The organism is Micrococcus sp. EWR3.9.1 (genome assembly GCF_052615555.1).
In genome coordinates this window covers 62218-78208 of sequence record NZ_JBQXFD010000004.1, presented here as the reverse complement: position 1 = coordinate 78208, position 15991 = coordinate 62218, and the positions used below count along the sequence as shown (strand labels likewise).

Sequence of the window (15991 nt, the reverse complement as noted above, 5' to 3'; positions counted from 1 at the left end):
GTCCGCGGCGCCGGCTCAGCGGCGCGGCTCGGCCGCCTCGTGCTCGGCGGCGTCGCGCTCGGCCGCCATCTCGATCTGGCGGCGGCGCTCCTCGGCGGCCCGGCGGGTCAGCTCGGCGCCGACCTCGGGGTCGCGGGTGAGGTTCTCACCGGTGGTCGGGTCGAACAGGTGCACGCGCGTGGTGTCCACCCACAGGCGGGTCGGCGTGCCCGGCCGGGCGCGGGACTCGCCGGAGAGGGTGGCCACGACGACGGGGCGCAGCTCGTCCGCGTCCAGGTCCTTGGCCAGCGAGGAGAGCATCTCGGCCACGGCCGGGTCCGGATCGAACTCGATGTAGCCGTACTGCTCGTGGCCCAGCCACTCCAGGTGGGTCAGCGTCGCGTCGAAGGTGGAGCCCTGGTCGCGGCGGCTGTCCTCCACCAGCTCGGCGTCCTCGAAGAACTCCGGCCGCAGGCCGAGGAACACGATGTCCCGCCCCTCGGCGGCGCGGGCCTTCTCGGGCGGCACCGGGATGTCACCGATCGGCGAGGACAGCACGTGGCCGCCCTCCTTCTGCTTCAGCGAGGCGGGCAGGAAGTTCATCGACGGCGAGCCGATGAAGCCGGCCACGAACAGGTTGAGCGGCTGCTCGTAGAGCTCGCGCGGGCTGGCCACCTGCTGCAGCTCGCCCTTCTTGAGCACGGCCACCCGGTCGCCCAGGGTCATGGCCTCGGTCTGGTCGTGCGTCACGTAGATGGAGGTGGTGGCCAGGCGGCGCTGCAGCTGCGAGATCTCCGCGCGCATCTGCCCGCGCAGCTTGGCGTCCAGGTTGGACAGCGGCTCGTCGAAGAGGAACGCGTCCGCCTCGCGCACGATCGCCCGGCCCATGGCCACGCGCTGACGCTGGCCGCCGGAGAGGTTGCCGGGCTTGCGCTCGAGGTGGTCCTCGAGCTCGAGCACGCGGGCGGCGTCGCGCACCTTGCGGTCGATCTCCTCATCGGAGGGCTTGTTGTCCTTGATCAGCCGCAGCGGGAAGGCGATGTTCTCGTACACCGTCAGGTGCGGGTACAGCGCGTAGTTCTGGAACACCATCGCGAGGTTGCGGTCCTTGGGGGCCGCCTCGTTCACGCGGCGGCCGTCGATCAGCATCTCGCCGTCGGTGATGTCCTCGAGGCCCACGATCATGCGCAGCAGCGTGGACTTGCCGGAGCCGGAGGGGCCCACGAGGATGACGAACTCGCCGTCCTCGATCTCCAGGTTCACGTCCTTGATGGCGTGGAAGCCGTCGTCGTAGGTCTTGTCGATGTGGTTCAGGGTGATGGAGGCCATCGGGGGGTCCTTTCGGGAGGTCTCGTGTGCGGGCCTCAGCCCTTCACCGCGCCGTTGGTCAGGCCGGCCACGATCTGACGCTGGAACGCCAGCACCAGGATCACGATCGGGATGGTCACGATGATCGCGGCCGCCGAGATGGCCCCGGTCGGCGACTCGAACTGCGAGGCGCCGGTGAAGAAGGCCAGGGCGGCGGGCACGGTGCGCGCGGTCTCGGTGGAGGTCAGGGAGATGCCGAACACGAAGTCGTTCCAGGCGATGAAGAAGGCGATGATCGCCGTCGTGAAGACGCCGGGGGCGGCCAGCGGGACGATCACCTTGCGGAACGCCTCGAGCGGGGTCGCGCCGTCCACCTGCGCGGCCTGGTCGAGCTCCCACGGGATCTGGCGGAAGAACGCGGCCAGGGTCCAGATGGAGATCGGCAGGGTCAGGGACAGGTAGGGGATGATCAGGCCGAGCCACGTGTCGTACAGCCCGAGGGTGCGCCACATGTTGAACAGCGGCGTCACCAGGGAGATGACGGGGAACATCGAGACCATCAGGGACACCGTGAGCACGAGCCGCTTGCCCGGGAAGTCCAGGCGGGCGATCGCGTAGGCGCACAGCGTGGCCAGGATGACGGCGATGATCGTGGCGATCACGGTGATGCCGATCGAGTTGCGCAGCGCCGTGAGGAACAGCTCGCGCGAGCCGCCCACGAAGATCTCCTCGTAGTTCACGGTGGACCACTGGGTGGGCAGCAGCTTGCCGTTGGAGAGGTCGGCGGGCGTCTTGAAGCTGGTCGCGAAGATCGAGAACAGCGGGAAGAGGCACCACACGCCGATCACGACGGTGAGGATCCACCACAGTGCGGTGGCCTTCCCGGTGCCGCGACGGTGGGGCGCGCGGCCCTCAGGCGCGCGGCCCTCGGGGGCGGGAGCGGATGCGGCGGTGCTCACTTGGAACCTCCTCGGTCGGCCAGGTCCACCTTGAAGCCCTTGACGGCGATGACCGCCATGAGGGCCACGCACAGGAACAGGAGCACGGAGACCGCCGAACCCATGCCGATCTCGAGCCGGCCGATGGACGTGCGGTAGGCCAGCAGCGAGAGGACCTCGGTGCCGTAGGCGCCGTTGGTCATGATGTAGATGGAGTCGAAGATGCGGAACGCGTCCATCGCGCGGAACAGGACGGCCACCATGATCGAGGCCTTCATGTTCGGCAGGATGACCAGCTTCATCCGCTGCCACCACGAGGCGCCGTCGACGGCGGCGGCCTCGGTGAGGTCGCCCGGCACCTGGGCCAGGCCGGCCAGCAGGAGCAGGGAGATGAACGGGGTGGTCTTCCAGATCTCGGAGAGCATGATCACGAACAGCGCGGTGCTGCCCTGCGCGAACCAGTTCAGGTCCGCGTCGACGCCCGGCAGCCACTCGAACCAGGCGTTGATGTAGCCCGAGTCGATCGAGAACATGTAGAACCACGCGAACGCGGAGACCACGGTGATGATGCCGTACGGCACCAGGATGATCGTGCGGATCAGGCCGCGGGTCTGCTTGATGGCGTGGTGCATGGCCAGGGCCAGCAGGAAGCCGAGGATGAGCTCGACCACCACGGTCACCACGGTGATCAGCAGGGTCACCCCGAGGCCCTTCCAGAACACGGGGTCCGTAAGGATCACGCCGTAGTTGCCCAGGCCCACGAACTCGCGGTCGCCCGGCGCGGTGAGCCGGTACTTGAACAGCGAGTCGTAGAGGGCCTGCAGGATCGGGTACAGGACCACGAACAGCATCACGAAGAACGCGGGGCCGGCCAGGAGCCAGCCGAGACGCGCCTCGGACTTCGCGCGCTGGGACTTCACCCGGCGGGGGCGACGACCCTCGGCGGCGCGCGGGGTGGATGCGGCGGGTGCGGTGTCGACGTGGCTCACAGCAGACGCTCCCCTCTCAGGACTTCCTGGATGAAGTCGTCGGTCTCGGCCGGGGTGGACTCGGAGACGCCCGACGGCGGCGCGTAGCGCTGCTGGATCGCGGTGGAGACCTCGTTGTAGTACGGGGTCTGCGGCCGCGGGGCGCCGAGTTCGAGGGACTCCCGGATGGTGTCCGCCATGGGGTACTTCTCGGCGACCTCGGGGGCGTCGTAGGCCGCCGGGTCGGCGGGCGGGTTGCCGTTCTCGACGAAGTACTGGCTCTGGTGCTCGGTGGTGGTGATGCAGGAGATCGCGTCCCAGGCGAGGTCCTGGTGCTCGGACTTCGCGCCGACCCCCAGGTTGATGCCGCCCACGGGCGGCGCGGCGTCCTTGCCCTCGACGGTGCGGGGGTAGACGGCCCAGCCGATGTCCTCGGGCAGGTCCTCCGGCAGCGAGCCCTCCTCCACGGAGCCGAGGGTGGCCGGCCAGACGAACGGCCAGTTGACCATGAACGAGCCGTTCTTGCCCTGGAAGAGCAGCATGGAGGCGTTCTCGTCCTGGGTCGGCAGACCGGCGCTGCCGAGGCCCTCCTTGCCGATCGTGGAGATGATCCGGGCGGCCGTGCGGCCGGCCTCGGAGTCGAGGTTCGTGGTGACCTCGTCCGTGGGCGCCTCGGCGTTGGGGACGATCTGCTCCCCGCCGCCCTCGATGAGCGCGTTGAGCCACACGGTCATGGACTCTGCACGGGCGCCCTGGACGGCCAGGTCCTTGTCCTGGCTGCGGGCGGCCTCGATCAGCTGGTCCCACGTGACGGGCTGGGACATGTCCAGCCCCGCGGCCTCGGCGACCGATTTGCGGTACCAGAGCAGCTGCGTGTTGGCCCAGAACGGGACCGTGACGAGCTCGTCCTTCCAGCTGGCAGCCGCGAGCGCGCCCTCCAGGGCGTTGTCCTTCGCGTACGCCTGCATGTCCTCCGGCACGGGGGCCAGGAAGCCGGGCTCGGCGAGCTCGGGGACGAACGGCGGGTCGAGGGACATGATGTCCATCGACGTGTCGCCCGCGGCGAGGCGGCGGGTCAGCTGCTCGCGCTGGGAGGCGGCGTCCGTCGGAAGCATGGACGTCTCGACTCTGTACCGGCCGTTCGCGGCGTCGGTGCACTGGGCGGCGATCTTCGCCTGCCCGCCGTCGTCGGGGTTGGTGTACCAGGTCAGGGTGGGCGTCTGCTCGGCCGGGGCACACCCGGCCAGGATGAGCGCGCCCGCGGCGACGGCGCCGGCCAGCGTGGCCCGGCGCCGTTGACGTGCCCGCGTGTCGTGTCTCACAAGTGGAACCTCAATCGATGCGAGTCGGATGTGACGGCCATCATCACGCATCACAGCGATTCCTGCACGTTTCGCGGACCCCTTTCTCAGCGGGCGCGGCGGTTCGTCCGGGCGGTCGGCTCCGCGGCGGCGGGGTCTTCGGGCCACGGGTGCTTGGGGTAGCGCCCCCGGTTCTCGGCGCGGACCTGCGCGTAGGGGCCGGCCCAGAAGGACGGCAGGTCGGCGGTCACGGCGAGTGGGCGGCCTGCCGGGGAGAGCAGGTGCAGGACCACCGGCTCACGGCCGTCCGCCACAGCGGGGGTGACACGCGCCCCGAAGAACTCCTGCAGCTTGGCGGCGACCACGGGCGGGGTGTCCTCGTGGACGGCCGGATAGTCCACGACGACGGCGCGCCCGCTCGGCACGGGCAGGCGCTCGGGGGCGAGCTCGTCCAGCCGGCCCGCCTCCGGCCAGGGCAGGGCGCCGCGCAGCAGCGCCTCGGCGTCCAGGCGCGTGAGGGGCCGTCCTGCGGCCAGGTCGGCCGCGAGCCCGTCGACCAGCGCGTCCAGGCCGGGCAGCGCCGTGTCCGAGAGGTCCGGCCACGGGGCGCCGAGGACGCGGTGGAGCAGGTGCACCCGGCGGCGCAGGCGTTCGGCCCGACCGCTCGGGTCGAACCGGGCGAGGCCGTCGGCGGCGAGTGCGGCGCGCACGGCCTGGGCGGCGGCGTCGGGGGCGACGGGGGCCGGCGTCTCCGTCAGCACGAGCGCGCCCAGCCCGTCCACGCGGCGGCCGGTGAGCCGGTCCCCACGCCAGTCGGCGGTGTCCTCGGTGCGCCGCAGGCCCACGCCGGCGAGCTCGACGATCGGCCGGTCGATCGGTGCGGCCGCGCGGATCGCGGCACCGGTGCCGGCAGCGTCCCCGGCCACGCGGGCGACCTCGGCCACGGCCAGCCACTCCTGCCCCGCCAGGCCGCCGCCGGCGGCGTCGCGGGGCAGGGCCGCGCGCGTGCCGGAGGCGAGCAGGTACGCGCCCGCCTCCCCCGCGCGTCGGGCGATCCACGCGGGGAAGGCCAGGGCGGCCACGAGGCCGGCGGGGTGCCGCCGCGCGGTCGCCGCGGCCTCGGGCCCGGGCTCGTCCGGCACCCGCGGTTCCGGGGCGTGATGCGCGTGCCGACGGGCGAGTCGTTCCAGTCGGTCCGCCTCCCGGCGCCAGCGCCCGGCCTCCGGGTGCCGGCCGTCCCGCACGGCCGCGACCAGCGCCTCGAGGTCGGCCCCGGGGGCGCGCAGGTCCAGGGCGAGGGCCGCCGTCGCCTCGGCCGCGGGGCGGGGCCCCGTCCACGGTGCCGCCCGCAGGAGGGCGTGGCCGAGGGGCGGGTCCAGGGGCAGCTCGGCCAGGACGGCGCCGTGCGGGGTGATGCGCCCGTCCGCGTCCACCGCGCCGAGGGAGGCGAGCGCGCGCTCGGCGGCGGCCATCGCGTCGGCCGGCGGGTCCTCGGGCAGGGTCAGCCCACGGCCGCCCGGGGCGCCCCACGCCGCGAACGCCAGGGCCACCGGCGCGAGGTCGACAACGGCGAGGGCCGGCGTCGGGGCTGCGGGAGCGGTGCCCAGGGCCGCGGCGGTGTGGCAGCGGACCACGGTGCCGGGGCCGAGGCGGGCGGCGCGGCCCGCACGTTGGCCGGCGGCGGCACGCGAGGCCTGGACGGTGACGAGCCCGGCCATGCCGCGCCCCCGGTCCCGGCGCGGCTCGCGGGCCAGGCCCGAGTCGACGACGAGGCGCACCCCCGGCACGGTCAGTGAGGACTCGGCGACCGCCGTCGCGACGACGACGCGCGGCACGGCGGGGTCGGCGCGGCCCGCGAGCGCGGCGTCCTGGTCGGCGGGTTCCTGGCGGCCGTGCAGGACGCGGACCTCGGTGTCCGGGGCGAGCGCGGCGACGCGCCCCGCGACGGTCTCGACCTCGGCCACGCCGGGCAGGAAGACGAGGGCGTCCACGCTCGGGTCGGCGTCGAGCGCCTCGGCGTGGGCGCGCGCGGCCGTGGCCGCGACGTGGTCGAGGAAGGCCCGGTCCACGCGGCCCTCGGCGGTGAGGCGGTGGCCGCGGAAGGGGGCGTGCTCCTCGCGCAGTGGGTGCAGCACGGCCGGGGTGGAGACCACGGGCAGGGGCGCGTCCTCCCCCATGCTGCGGGCCCAGCGGGCGGCCAGGGCGGCCGCGTCCACGGTGGCGGACATGGCCACGAGCGCGAGTTCGGGACGCAGCTGCCGCAGGTCGGCGAGGAGGGCGAAGAGCACGTCCGTGTCCAGGTCCCGCTCGTGGACCTCGTCCAGGACCACCGCGTCCACGCCGTCGAGCCCGGGGTCGGCGAGGAGGCGACGCAGCAGCAGGCCCGGGGTCACGAACTCGACGGCCGAGGCCCCGCCGCCCGCCGCGTCGCCGCGCACGGCGTACCCGGCGGCCGCGTCCCCGAGCCGAGCCTGCGCGTCGGGGTCGGCGCCGGGATGCACGTCGGCCGCGGCGGCCAGCACCGCCGTGCGCAGCCGCCGCCACGCCGCGCGCACCGCGACCCGCCGCGGCTGCGTGACCAGGACGCGCCCACCGCCGTCCTCCGCGAGCCGGACCACGAGCGCGGGCGGGACCACGGTGGTCTTGCCCGTGCCCGGGGGCGCCTCGACGACGGCCACCCCGCGCGCGTCCAGCGCCGCTTCGAGGTCGGGCAGGGCGGCCGCGAACGTCAGGCCAGCGCCGAGGCGGCCGAGGGCGGCGGCGAGGGCGGAGGGGACGGAGACGGGATCGACGGGGGTGGGCATCGGGACCCATTGTGCCCGCCTCCGCCACGCTGTCCCGGGACTGTCCCACTGACTAGGCTGTGACCCATGACCACACCCGTCCAGGAGCACCTCGATCGCCTCACCTCGGCCCACGCGGGCGAGGGGGAGGTCCCGGACGGGGTGGGCGTCGCGATGCTCATGGTGGACGGTCACCGCTACGTCTCCGGATCCATGACGCCCGTGCCGCTCGCCACGCTCGCCTCTCCCCTGTTCCACGCGCAGGCCCTCGAGGACCTCGGCGCGGTGCGGGTGGGCGAGCGCGTGGGAGCCGCCCCCGTGCGCGACCTGGACCACCGGGTCGAGGTGGACGCCGTCACGGGCCTGCCGCACAACCCGCTGCAGAACGCGGGCGCGGTGGCCACCGCCTCCCTCGTGAAGGGCCGCGGTGGCCGCGACCGCACCGCGCGCATGATGCAGCTGCTCTCCGCACTGTTCGACCGCGAGGTCACCGTCACGGAGTCGGCCGCGCGCGCCGAGAACCGCGCCCAGCACCACACCCGGTCCGCTGCCTGGCTGATGAAGTCCCTCGACACCCTGGACGCCGACCCCGAGACGCTGCTCGAGGACATCGCCACGGTGCGTGCCGCCGCCGTGACCGTGGAGGACCTCGCCCTGCTCGCCGGCACCCTCGCGCACGGTGGCGTCCACCCCGTCACCGGGGACCGTGTGCTGAGCGAGGAGACGGTCCGCGGTGTGCTCTCCGTGATGGACTCCTGCGGCATGGACACCCGGGACTCCCGGTGGGCGTACGACGTCGGCCAGCCCGGCTGGGCGTCCACGCGCGGCGGCACGGTGCTCGTGGTGGTGCCGGGCCACCTCGGTCTGGCGCTGCAGTCGGACACGACGGACGAGAACGGGCTCGGCGCCGCGGCGATGGCCGCCCTGCGGACCATCGTCGAGGACTTCGAGCTGCACCCGTCGGTGGTCACCGGCTCCCCGCGGGCGGCCCTGCGCACCCACTACCGGATCGACCAGGCGCCCTCGGGCACGGTGCGCAGCGCCGTCGTCCTCGAGGCGCTCGGGCGGTTCGCGGACACCGTGCACGTGATGGAGCTGGGTGGTCACCTCGGCTTCAGCCAGGTGGACGCGATCGCCCGCGTCAGCCGCGGTCTGCCGGAGGTCCTCGAGACGCTCGTGGTGGACATGCGCTCGGTCAGCTCCATCTCCCGTCCGGCCCGGCTGCTGGTGGCCCAGTGGTTCGCCCGCGCGCTGGGCAACGGGCTCGACGTCGTCGTCGTGGACCGGGACGCCGCGGAGATGAAGGAGCTGATGTCGGCCGTCGAGGAGTCCGTGGAGGTGGACCTGCCCGAGCCGCTGCAGGATGAGGCCGAGGGGGTGGACCCCGCCGCCGAGGGCGCGCAGTTCGTGTTCTTCGACTCCCGCTCGCGTGCCGCCCAGTGGGCCGAGCAGCGGCTGCTCTCCCGGCACGCCCCCCACCTGCTGCCGCGGGACGCCCAGGAGGCGGCCGTGGCACCTCTGCTGCAGCACCTCTCCGCGGACGACGCGCGTCTGCTCGAGTCCATGATGGACGAGCGGGTCTACTCGGACGGCCAGATCATCCGTCGCGCCGGCCAGCCGTTCGGCGGCATCTACGTGATCGTCTCCGGCACCGTGGAGCTCTCGGGTCAGGGCACGGGCAGCCGCCGCGTGCGCCGCACCCTGCTCACCCCGGGGATGACGTTCGGCGAGATGGCCCTCGGCCAGCCCGGCCGCCAGCCCTCCACCGTCCGCGCGCGCGGGCCGGTGACGACGCGAGTCCTCACCGCCCAGGTGATGGTCGCGCTCCAGGAGGGCTTCCCCCAGCTGGCCCTGGCCCTCTGGGAGGCGCTGGCCCGCGACGCGTTCACCGCGCTGAGCCAGCTCATCCGGGAGACCGGCGCGCTGCAGGACTGACGACCCGCGGGGGCAGCGTCCCCGGGGACGCTGCCCCCACCCCCGTCACCGCCCGAGCACGTGGCGCAACGCGCCCTCCAGTTCGGGGTCGCGCATCTCGTAGCCGGAGGAGACCAGTCGGTCCGCCACGACCTTCTGGTCGGCCGCGACAGTCTCCACCCGGCCCTCCTCGCCCAGCAACAGGCGCGGCCCAGCCTCGGGCACCGGGATGACCGCGGGCCGGCGCAGCACCCGCCCGAGCACGGTGGCGAACTCCCGGGCCGTGACCGGCTCGGGCGCCACCGCGTTCACCGGGCCGGTGACGCCGTCGTCGAGCACCGCGTGGGCGAAGGCCCCCGCGATGTCATCCGCGCCGATCCAGCTCAGCCACGGGCTGCCGTCGTGGCTCTCCCCGCCCGAGGTCGCGACCGGGCCGCCGAGACCCGCGAGGAACAGCGGCAGCACCTGCTGCAGCATGCCCCCGGCCGGGCTCAGGACCACGCCGGTCCGCAGCATCGCGACCCGGATCCCGGCCGCCTCGGCGCGCCGGGCCTCCGCCTCCCAGTCCGCGACGACCTCGGCGAGGAAGTCGTCCCCGGGCTCCAGATCCTCGACGAGGCCGTTGCCGAACGGGCCCGTGCCCGCGTCCGCCCCGTAGTACCCGATCGCCGAGCCGTTCACGAGTGCCCGCGCCCGCGCGTCGTCCCCCTCCCGCGCGGCGATCCGGGCGAGCGCGTCCACGAGGGTGCGCGTGCCGCGCACGCGCGAGTCGTGCACGGCCTCCTTGTGCGCGTCCGTGAACCGGCCCGCGATGGGCTCGCCCGCCAGGTTCACGACGACGTCGGCCTCGGCCAGGGCGTCCTCATCCACGGTCTCCCGGCCGGGGTCCCACAGCGCCGCGTCCAGCGCACCGGCCCTCTTCGGGCTCCGCACGAGCCGGATGACGCGGTGGCCGCCGGTGGTGAGCAGGGCACAGAGCTGCCGACCGATCAGTCCACCGGACCCCGTCACGGCGACCGTGCGGGCCGGCCCGCCGACGAGGGGGCCGGGGTGGGCGGCGTGGAAGTCCAGGTCATCGGCCATCACGCGGGCGCGGTAGGCGAACTGGCGGCCCAGCTCCGCCTCGAACGCCTCGTGGGTGCGGCGCGAGGCCGCGGCGCCCAGACCGGGCACGCGGGACACCAGGGACTCCCCCGGCAGGGCGTACTCGATGTGGTCCGTCACGACCGTGCCGCGCCGGCCGTCCGCCGTGTCCGCCTCACCGGGCGCGGCGTCGTCGAGCAGGTGGGTGTGCCGCCAGGAGGCGAGGGGACCGGAGACCATCTCGTCCCGGAACATGCGGCCCTCCTCGTAGGCCGTGTGGCGGGCTCGCCACGGCACCGCGGGCGCGGCCCCACCGGGCAGGCGGGAGGCGACGGCGTCCGGCAGCAGGCCGGTGAGCATCCCGTGGGCCGCGCCGGCGAACAGGCCGGCCGCCCCGGGGGCCTGGATGCGCAGCCGCGACTCGGAGCCCACGCGGAGGCCGTCCGTGGGCCCCTGGACCACCTCGCCGGCGAAGGGCGGGGTGAGCCGCTCCAGCGCGCCGGGGTTCTCCAGCCAGCGGAAGACGACCTCACGCGGGTGGCGCAGGAGGGTGCGATGCTCGAAGACGCGGATCTCGGTCATGGACGCCAGCCTGACACAGGGAGGGGACGCGCGAACACCTGTCCGGGCCGGGCCGTGCAGGACAATGAGGGGATGGACCTGCTTCCCGAGCTGCGCTGGACCGCCGCCGCCCTGCCCGCCACCGAGCTCACCCTCGTGGCCGTCTTCTCCCCCGAGGACCAGACGGTGCGCGCCTCCGGCGTGGCCGTGCCGGAGGACTCGGAGCCCCCCGCCGCCGCGATCGGGCGCCTCCTCGAGACGCTCATGGACCGGCTCGTGGCCCTGGACCCGGAGACCGCCGACCGCGAGATGAACCCGCGCCCCGTGGAACCGCGTCCGGGTGCGTCCCAGCCCGTCGCCGACGCCCTGGCCGCCTACGCCGCGGGGGACGTGGCCGCGCTCGACGTCCTCGACGTCACCCAGCCGGGCACCGCGTTCCGGCAGCGGGCGTGGCGGGAGCTGCGCGGCATCGCCCCCGGCTCCCCCGCCACCTACGGCGGCCTGGCCGAACGGTGCGGGGCCCCGCGGGCCGTGCGCGCCGCCGGCGGGGCGTGCGCCGCCAACCTGGTGGCCGTCGTCGTGCCCTGCCACCGCGTGGTGCGCGCCGACGGCGCGGCCGGCCACTACCTCTACGGCACCGCCGCGAAGCAGGCCCTGCTGGCCCACGAGGCGGCCCACGCGGGCTGACCACCCCCTCGCCACGGCAACGTCGGTTGAGTTGTCACGGGTCCGGGGCACGCACACCCGTGACAACTCAACCCGCGTTGCGGGCGGGGAGCCGTCTCGGGTGGCCGGGTGGCCGGGGGTCGGCGTCGGGCGCCGGGGAACGAGAAGGGGCCGGGCCGCGCGCTCCACGCACGCGACCCGGCCCCCGACGCTCAGGCGCTCAGACGGAGATCTTGTCCACGATCGCGTTGAGCGTCGCGGACGGACGCATCACCGAGGTGACCTTCTCCATATCCGGCGCGTAGTAGCCGCCCAGGTCCACCGGGGAACCCTGCACGCCGTTGAGCTCGGCCAGGATGGTCTCCTCCTGGGCCCCCAGCTCCTCGGCGATCGGCTTCGCCGCGGCCGCCAGCTCGGCGTCCTCGGTCTGCTTCGCCAGCTCGCGGGCCCAGTACAGCGCCAGGTAGAAGTGGCTGCCGCGGTTGTCCAGCTCGCCGACCTTGCGCTTCGGGGACTTGCCCTCGATCAGCAGGGTGCCGGTGGCGGCGTCCAGGGTGTCCGCCAGGACCTGCGCGCGGTGGTTCTCGTTCGCGACCGCCTCGTGCTCGAAGGACACGGCCAGCGCGAGGAACTCGCCGAGGGAGTCCCAGCGAAGGTGGTTCTCCTCCAGCAGCTGCTGCACGTGCTTCGGGGCGGAGCCGCCCGCGCCGGTCTCGAACAGGCCGCCGCCGTTGAGCAGCGGGACGATCGACAGCATCTTCGCGGACGTGCCCAGCTCGAGGATCGGGAACAGGTCCGTGTTGTAGTCACGCAGCACGTTGCCGGTCACGGAGATGGTGTCCTCGCCGCGGCGGATGCGCTCCACCGAGAGCTTGGCGGCCTCCACCGGGGAGAGGATGCGCAGATCCAGGCCCTCGGTGTCGTGCTCCTTGAGGTACTCCTCGACCTTCTTGATGAGCTCGCGGTCGTGGGCGCGGGTCTCGTCCAGCCAGAACACGGCCGGGGTCTGGGACGCGCGGGCGCGGGTCACGGCCAGCTTCACCCAGTCGCGCACCGGGACGTCCTTGGTCTGGCAGGCGCGCCAGATGTCGCCGGCCTCGACGTCGTGGGAGAGCAGGGTCTCCCCGGCGGAGTTCTTCACGGCCACGGTGCCCGCGGCGTCCATGATGAACGTCTTGTCGTGCGAGCCGTACTCCTCGGCCTTCTGCGCCATGAGGCCCACGTTCGGGACGGTGCCCATGGTGGAGGGGTCGTAGGCGCCGTTGGCCTTGCAGTCGTCGATCACGGCCTGGAAGACGCCGGCGTAGGAGGAGTCCGGGATGACGGCCAGGGTGTCCTGGGTCTGGTCGTGCTTGTTCCACATGCGGCCGGAGTTGCGGATCATGGCGGGCATGGAGGCGTCCACGATCACGTCGGAGGGCACGTGGAGGTTGGTGATGCCCTTGGCGGAGTTCACCATGGCCACGTCCGGGCCGTTCTCGTAGGCGGCGGCGATGGCGGCGCGCACACCCTCGGCGGTCTCGGCGTCGAGCTTGTCCAGGCCGCCCTCGATCGCGGCGAGGCCGTTGTTCGCGGACAGGCCGGCGGCGGCCAGCTGCTCGCCGTACTTCTCGAACAGCTCGGAGAAGTAGGCCTTCACGACGTGGCCGAAGATCACCGGGTCGGAGACCTTCATCATGGTGGCCTTCAGGTGCGCGGAGAAGAGGATGCCCTCCTCCTTGGCGCGCTTGACCTGCTCGGCGAGGAACGCGTCCAGGGCCTTGGCGGACATGAACGTGCCGTCCACGACCTCGCCCTTGAGGACCTTCAGGCCCTCCTTGAGCACGGTGGTCTTGCCGTCCTCGCCGGTGAACTCGATCGTCAGCACGTCGGCGGCCGGCAGGGTCACGGACTGCTCATTGGCGCGGAAGTCGTCCGCGCCCATGGTGGCGACGGCGGTCTTGGAGTCCGGGGTCCACTCGCCCATCGAGTGGGGGAAGCGCTTGGCGTACGCCTTCACGGCCTTCGGGGCGCGGCGGTCCGAGTTGCCCTCGCGCAGCACCGGATTCACGGCGGAGCCCTTGACCGAGTCGTAGCGCGCCTTCGCGTCCTTCTCCGCGTCCGTCTTCGGCTCGTCCGGGTACTCCGGCAGCGCGTAGCCGTGCGCCTGCAGCTCCTTGATCGCGGCGCGCAGCTGCGGCACGGACGCGGAGATGTTCGGCAGCTTGATGACGTTGGCCTCGGGGGTCTTCACGAGCTCGCCGAGCTCGGCGAGGGCGTCCGCGGTGCGCTGCTCCTCGGGCAGGACGTCCTTGAACGCGGCGAGGATGCGGCCGGCCAGCGAGATGTCACGGGTCTCCAGCTCCACGCCGGCGGTGCCCGCGTAGGCGCGCACGATCGGCAGCAGCGACGCGGTGGCCAGCATGGGCGCCTCGTCCGTGAGCGTGTAGATGATCTTCGACATGCGGATGATCTCTCCTTCTGGCCGCACTCGAGACGCGGCCCTCGTCGGCAGGGAACGGGTGACTCGCCGCCAATCTACCCGGCGTCTCGGACGCGCCACACCGTGTGTGGCTCGGCGTCAGCGCCCCCGGCCGTCGCCGGTGCCCTCGCCGGGCCGGGAGGGGTCGCTCGGGTACCAGGGGGGCGTCGGGTCGGAGGGGGCGCCCTCCGACGACGGCGGCGTGGATCGTGGCCGGCTCAGGTGCCCCGCACGGCCTGGGCGATGAAGAAGGAGACGACCAGGCCGAGGGGCTCCACACCATCGGCCCGCCGCGCTCAGCCGTGGAAGAAGTGGCGCGCCCCGGTCAGGTACAGGGTCACGCCGGCGGCCTCGGCCGCGGCCACGACCTCCTCGTCCCGGACGGAGCCGCCCGGCTGGACGACGGCCTTCACGCCGGCGTCGATGAGGATCTGCAGCCCGTCCGCGAACGGGAAGAACGCGTCCGAGGCGGCCACGGACCCGCGGGCCCGCTCGGGGGCCCCCTCCCCGGAGACGTTCTCGGCGCCGCCGGCGCTGCTCACGTCCTGCCCGCCGGTCTGCGCGGCGCCCAGGGTGTTGGCGCGCTCGACGGCCAGGCGGCAGGAGTCGAGGCGGTTGACCTGGCCCATGCCCACGCCGACCGTGGCGCCGTCGTGGGCCAGCAGCACGGCGTTGGACTTGGCCGCGCGCACGGCGCGCCACGCGAAGGCCAGGTCGGCCAGGACGGCCTCGTCGGCGGCCGGGCCGGCGGCGAGGGTCCAGGTGGCCGGGTCGTCGCCGTCCGCGTCCACCGCGTCCGCGATCTGCAGCAGCATGCCGCCGGAGACCTGCTTGGCCTCCACGGCGTCCCGCAGGAAGCCCTCGGGCAGGCTCAGCAGGCGCAGGTTCTTCTTGGCGGAGAGGATCTCCAGGGCCTCAGGCTCGAACGCCGGGGCCACGACGACCTCCGTGAACACGTCCTTCACCTGGGCGGCCATGGCGGCGGTGACGGGGCGGTTGGCCGCGATCACGCCGCCGAACGCGGAGACCGGATCGCACGCGTGGGCCTTGGCGTGCGCCTGCGCGATGTCCGTGCCCTCGTCCGTGACGGCCACGCCGCACGGGTTGGCGTGCTTGACGATCGCCACGGCCGGGACCGGGTGGTCGAAGGCGGCGCGCACCGCGGCGTCGGCGTCCACGTAGTTGTTGTAGCTCATCGGCTTGCCGTGCAGCAGCTCGGCCTGCGCGATGCCGGGGGCCGCCGAGGAGTCCAGGTACAGCGCCGCGGGCTGGTGCGGGTTCTCGCCGTAGCGCAGGATCTGCGCGCGCTCGAGGGAGAAGCCGGCGTAGGGCGGGAACACGGGGATCTCGTCGGCGTGCGTGTCCTCGCCGAAGTGGGCGGCGGTCCAGGCGGCCACGGCGTTGTCGTACGCCGCGGTGTGGGCGAAGGCCAGGGCGGCCAGGCGCCGGCGGGCACGCAGGTCGAAGCCGCCGGACTGGGCAGCCTGGACGACCTCGCCGTAGCGGGCCGGGTCCACGACGATCGCCACGGACGCGTGGTTCTTCGCCGCCGCGCGCACCATGGACGGCCCGCCGATGTCGATCTGCTCGACGACGGCGTCCTCCGCGGCGCCCGAGTTCACGGTGTCCACGAACGGGTAGAGGTTCACGACGACGAGGTCGAACGGCTCCACCTCGAGCTCGCGCAGCTGGGTCACGTGGTCCTCACGACGACGGTCGGCCAGAATGCCCGCGTGCACGCGCGGGTGCAGCGTCTTCACGCGGCCGTCCAGGCACTCCTGGAACCCGGTGACCTCGGCGACCTCGGTGACGGGCACACCGGCGGCGGCGATGCGCTGGGCGGTGGAGCCGGTCGAGACGATCTGCACGCCCGCGGCGTGGAGCCCGGTGGCGAGCTCCTCGAGGCCGGTCTTGTCGTACACGGAGATCAGGGCCCGCTTCAGGGGCACCGTGTCCAGGACGGTGGGGATGGGCTGGGCAGAGGTCACGAGGGGGCGCTCCTTCGAGGGGGTCCGGGTGCATCCCCAGC

At 73.7% G+C, this 15991-nt stretch carries 10 protein-coding genes; 2 read left to right on the top strand and 8 right to left on the bottom strand.

The window, feature by feature from the left end; all coding sequences use genetic code 11:
• Positions 1-15: 15 nt before the first annotated feature.
• From ACUJ8O_RS04035 to ACUJ8O_RS04015, 5 genes are all read right to left on the bottom strand, one after another.
• On the bottom strand, positions 16-1308 hold the full coding sequence (locus ACUJ8O_RS04035; protein WP_036338190.1) for an ABC transporter ATP-binding protein: 1293 nt from the start codon (positions 1306-1308) through the stop codon (positions 16-18).
• A 35-nt stretch (positions 1309-1343) separates the two neighbouring features.
• Entirely contained in the window at positions 1344-2246 is a 903-nt protein-coding gene (locus ACUJ8O_RS04030; RefSeq protein ID WP_080694964.1) for a carbohydrate ABC transporter permease, read from the bottom strand.
• On the bottom strand, positions 2243-3214 hold the full coding sequence (locus ACUJ8O_RS04025; RefSeq protein ID WP_036338187.1) for a carbohydrate ABC transporter permease: 972 nt from the start codon (positions 3212-3214) through the stop codon (positions 2243-2245). The genes ACUJ8O_RS04030 and ACUJ8O_RS04025 overlap by 4 nt, the downstream gene beginning before the upstream one ends.
• Complete coding sequence (locus ACUJ8O_RS04020; protein ID WP_036314598.1) at positions 3211-4515, bottom strand: extracellular solute-binding protein; 1305 nt, start codon at positions 4513-4515, stop codon at positions 3211-3213. Before ACUJ8O_RS04020 ends, ACUJ8O_RS04025 begins: the two co-directional genes overlap by 4 nt.
• A gap of 86 nt (positions 4516-4601) precedes the next feature.
• A complete protein-coding gene (locus tag ACUJ8O_RS04015) occupies positions 4602-7298 on the bottom strand; it encodes an ATP-dependent helicase C-terminal domain-containing protein (protein ID WP_445373172.1) in 2697 nt (898 codons plus the stop codon).
• Positions 7299-7364: 66 nt separating this feature from the next.
• On the opposite strand from ACUJ8O_RS04015, the gene ACUJ8O_RS04010 reads away from it, so the two are divergent.
• Positions 7365-9212 (top strand): glutaminase, encoded by a 1848-nt coding sequence (locus ACUJ8O_RS04010; protein ID WP_445373171.1) that lies wholly within the window; start codon positions 7365-7367, stop codon positions 9210-9212.
• Between the two features lie 45 nt (positions 9213-9257).
• Here the strand turns inward: ACUJ8O_RS04010 and ACUJ8O_RS04005 are convergent, their stop codons facing one another.
• Positions 9258-10856, bottom strand: a complete 1599-nt coding sequence (locus tag ACUJ8O_RS04005; RefSeq protein ID WP_445373170.1) for a TIGR01777 family oxidoreductase — start codon at positions 10854-10856, stop codon at positions 9258-9260.
• Positions 10857-10928: 72 nt separating this feature from the next.
• On the opposite strand from ACUJ8O_RS04005, the gene ACUJ8O_RS04000 reads away from it, so the two are divergent.
• Entirely contained in the window at positions 10929-11522 is a 594-nt protein-coding gene (locus ACUJ8O_RS04000) for a methylated-DNA--[protein]-cysteine S-methyltransferase (protein ID WP_095347284.1), read from the top strand.
• Between the two features lie 199 nt (positions 11523-11721).
• Here ACUJ8O_RS04000 and ACUJ8O_RS03995 read toward each other — a convergent pair whose 3' ends face one another.
• A complete protein-coding gene (locus ACUJ8O_RS03995) occupies positions 11722-13944 on the bottom strand; it encodes an NADP-dependent isocitrate dehydrogenase (protein WP_123244106.1) in 2223 nt (740 codons plus the stop codon).
• A 314-nt stretch (positions 13945-14258) separates the two neighbouring features.
• Entirely contained in the window at positions 14259-15950 is a 1692-nt protein-coding gene (purH, locus tag ACUJ8O_RS03990; RefSeq protein WP_036338171.1) for a bifunctional phosphoribosylaminoimidazolecarboxamide formyltransferase/IMP cyclohydrolase, read from the bottom strand.
• Positions 15951-15991: the final 41 nt, after the last annotated feature.

What these genes read in the sequence shown, in the direction of transcription:
- ACUJ8O_RS04015 (WP_445373172.1), bottom strand. Translation starts at nt 7,298, where the DNA reads ATGCCCACCCCCGTCGATCCCGTCTCCGTCCCCTCCGCCCTCGCCGCC.
- ACUJ8O_RS04010 (WP_445373171.1), top strand. Translation starts at nt 7,365, where the DNA reads ATGACCACACCCGTCCAGGAGCACCTCGATCGCCTCACCTCGGCCCAC.
- ACUJ8O_RS04035 (WP_036338190.1), bottom strand. Translation starts at nt 1,308, where the DNA reads ATGGCCTCCATCACCCTGAACCACATCGACAAGACCTACGACGACGGC.
- ACUJ8O_RS03995 (WP_123244106.1), bottom strand. Translation starts at nt 13,944, where the DNA reads ATGTCGAAGATCATCTACACGCTCACGGACGAGGCGCCCATGCTGGCC.
- ACUJ8O_RS04000 (WP_095347284.1), top strand. Translation starts at nt 10,929, where the DNA reads ATGGACCTGCTTCCCGAGCTGCGCTGGACCGCCGCCGCCCTGCCCGCC.
- ACUJ8O_RS04005 (WP_445373170.1), bottom strand. Translation starts at nt 10,856, where the DNA reads ATGACCGAGATCCGCGTCTTCGAGCATCGCACCCTCCTGCGCCACCCG.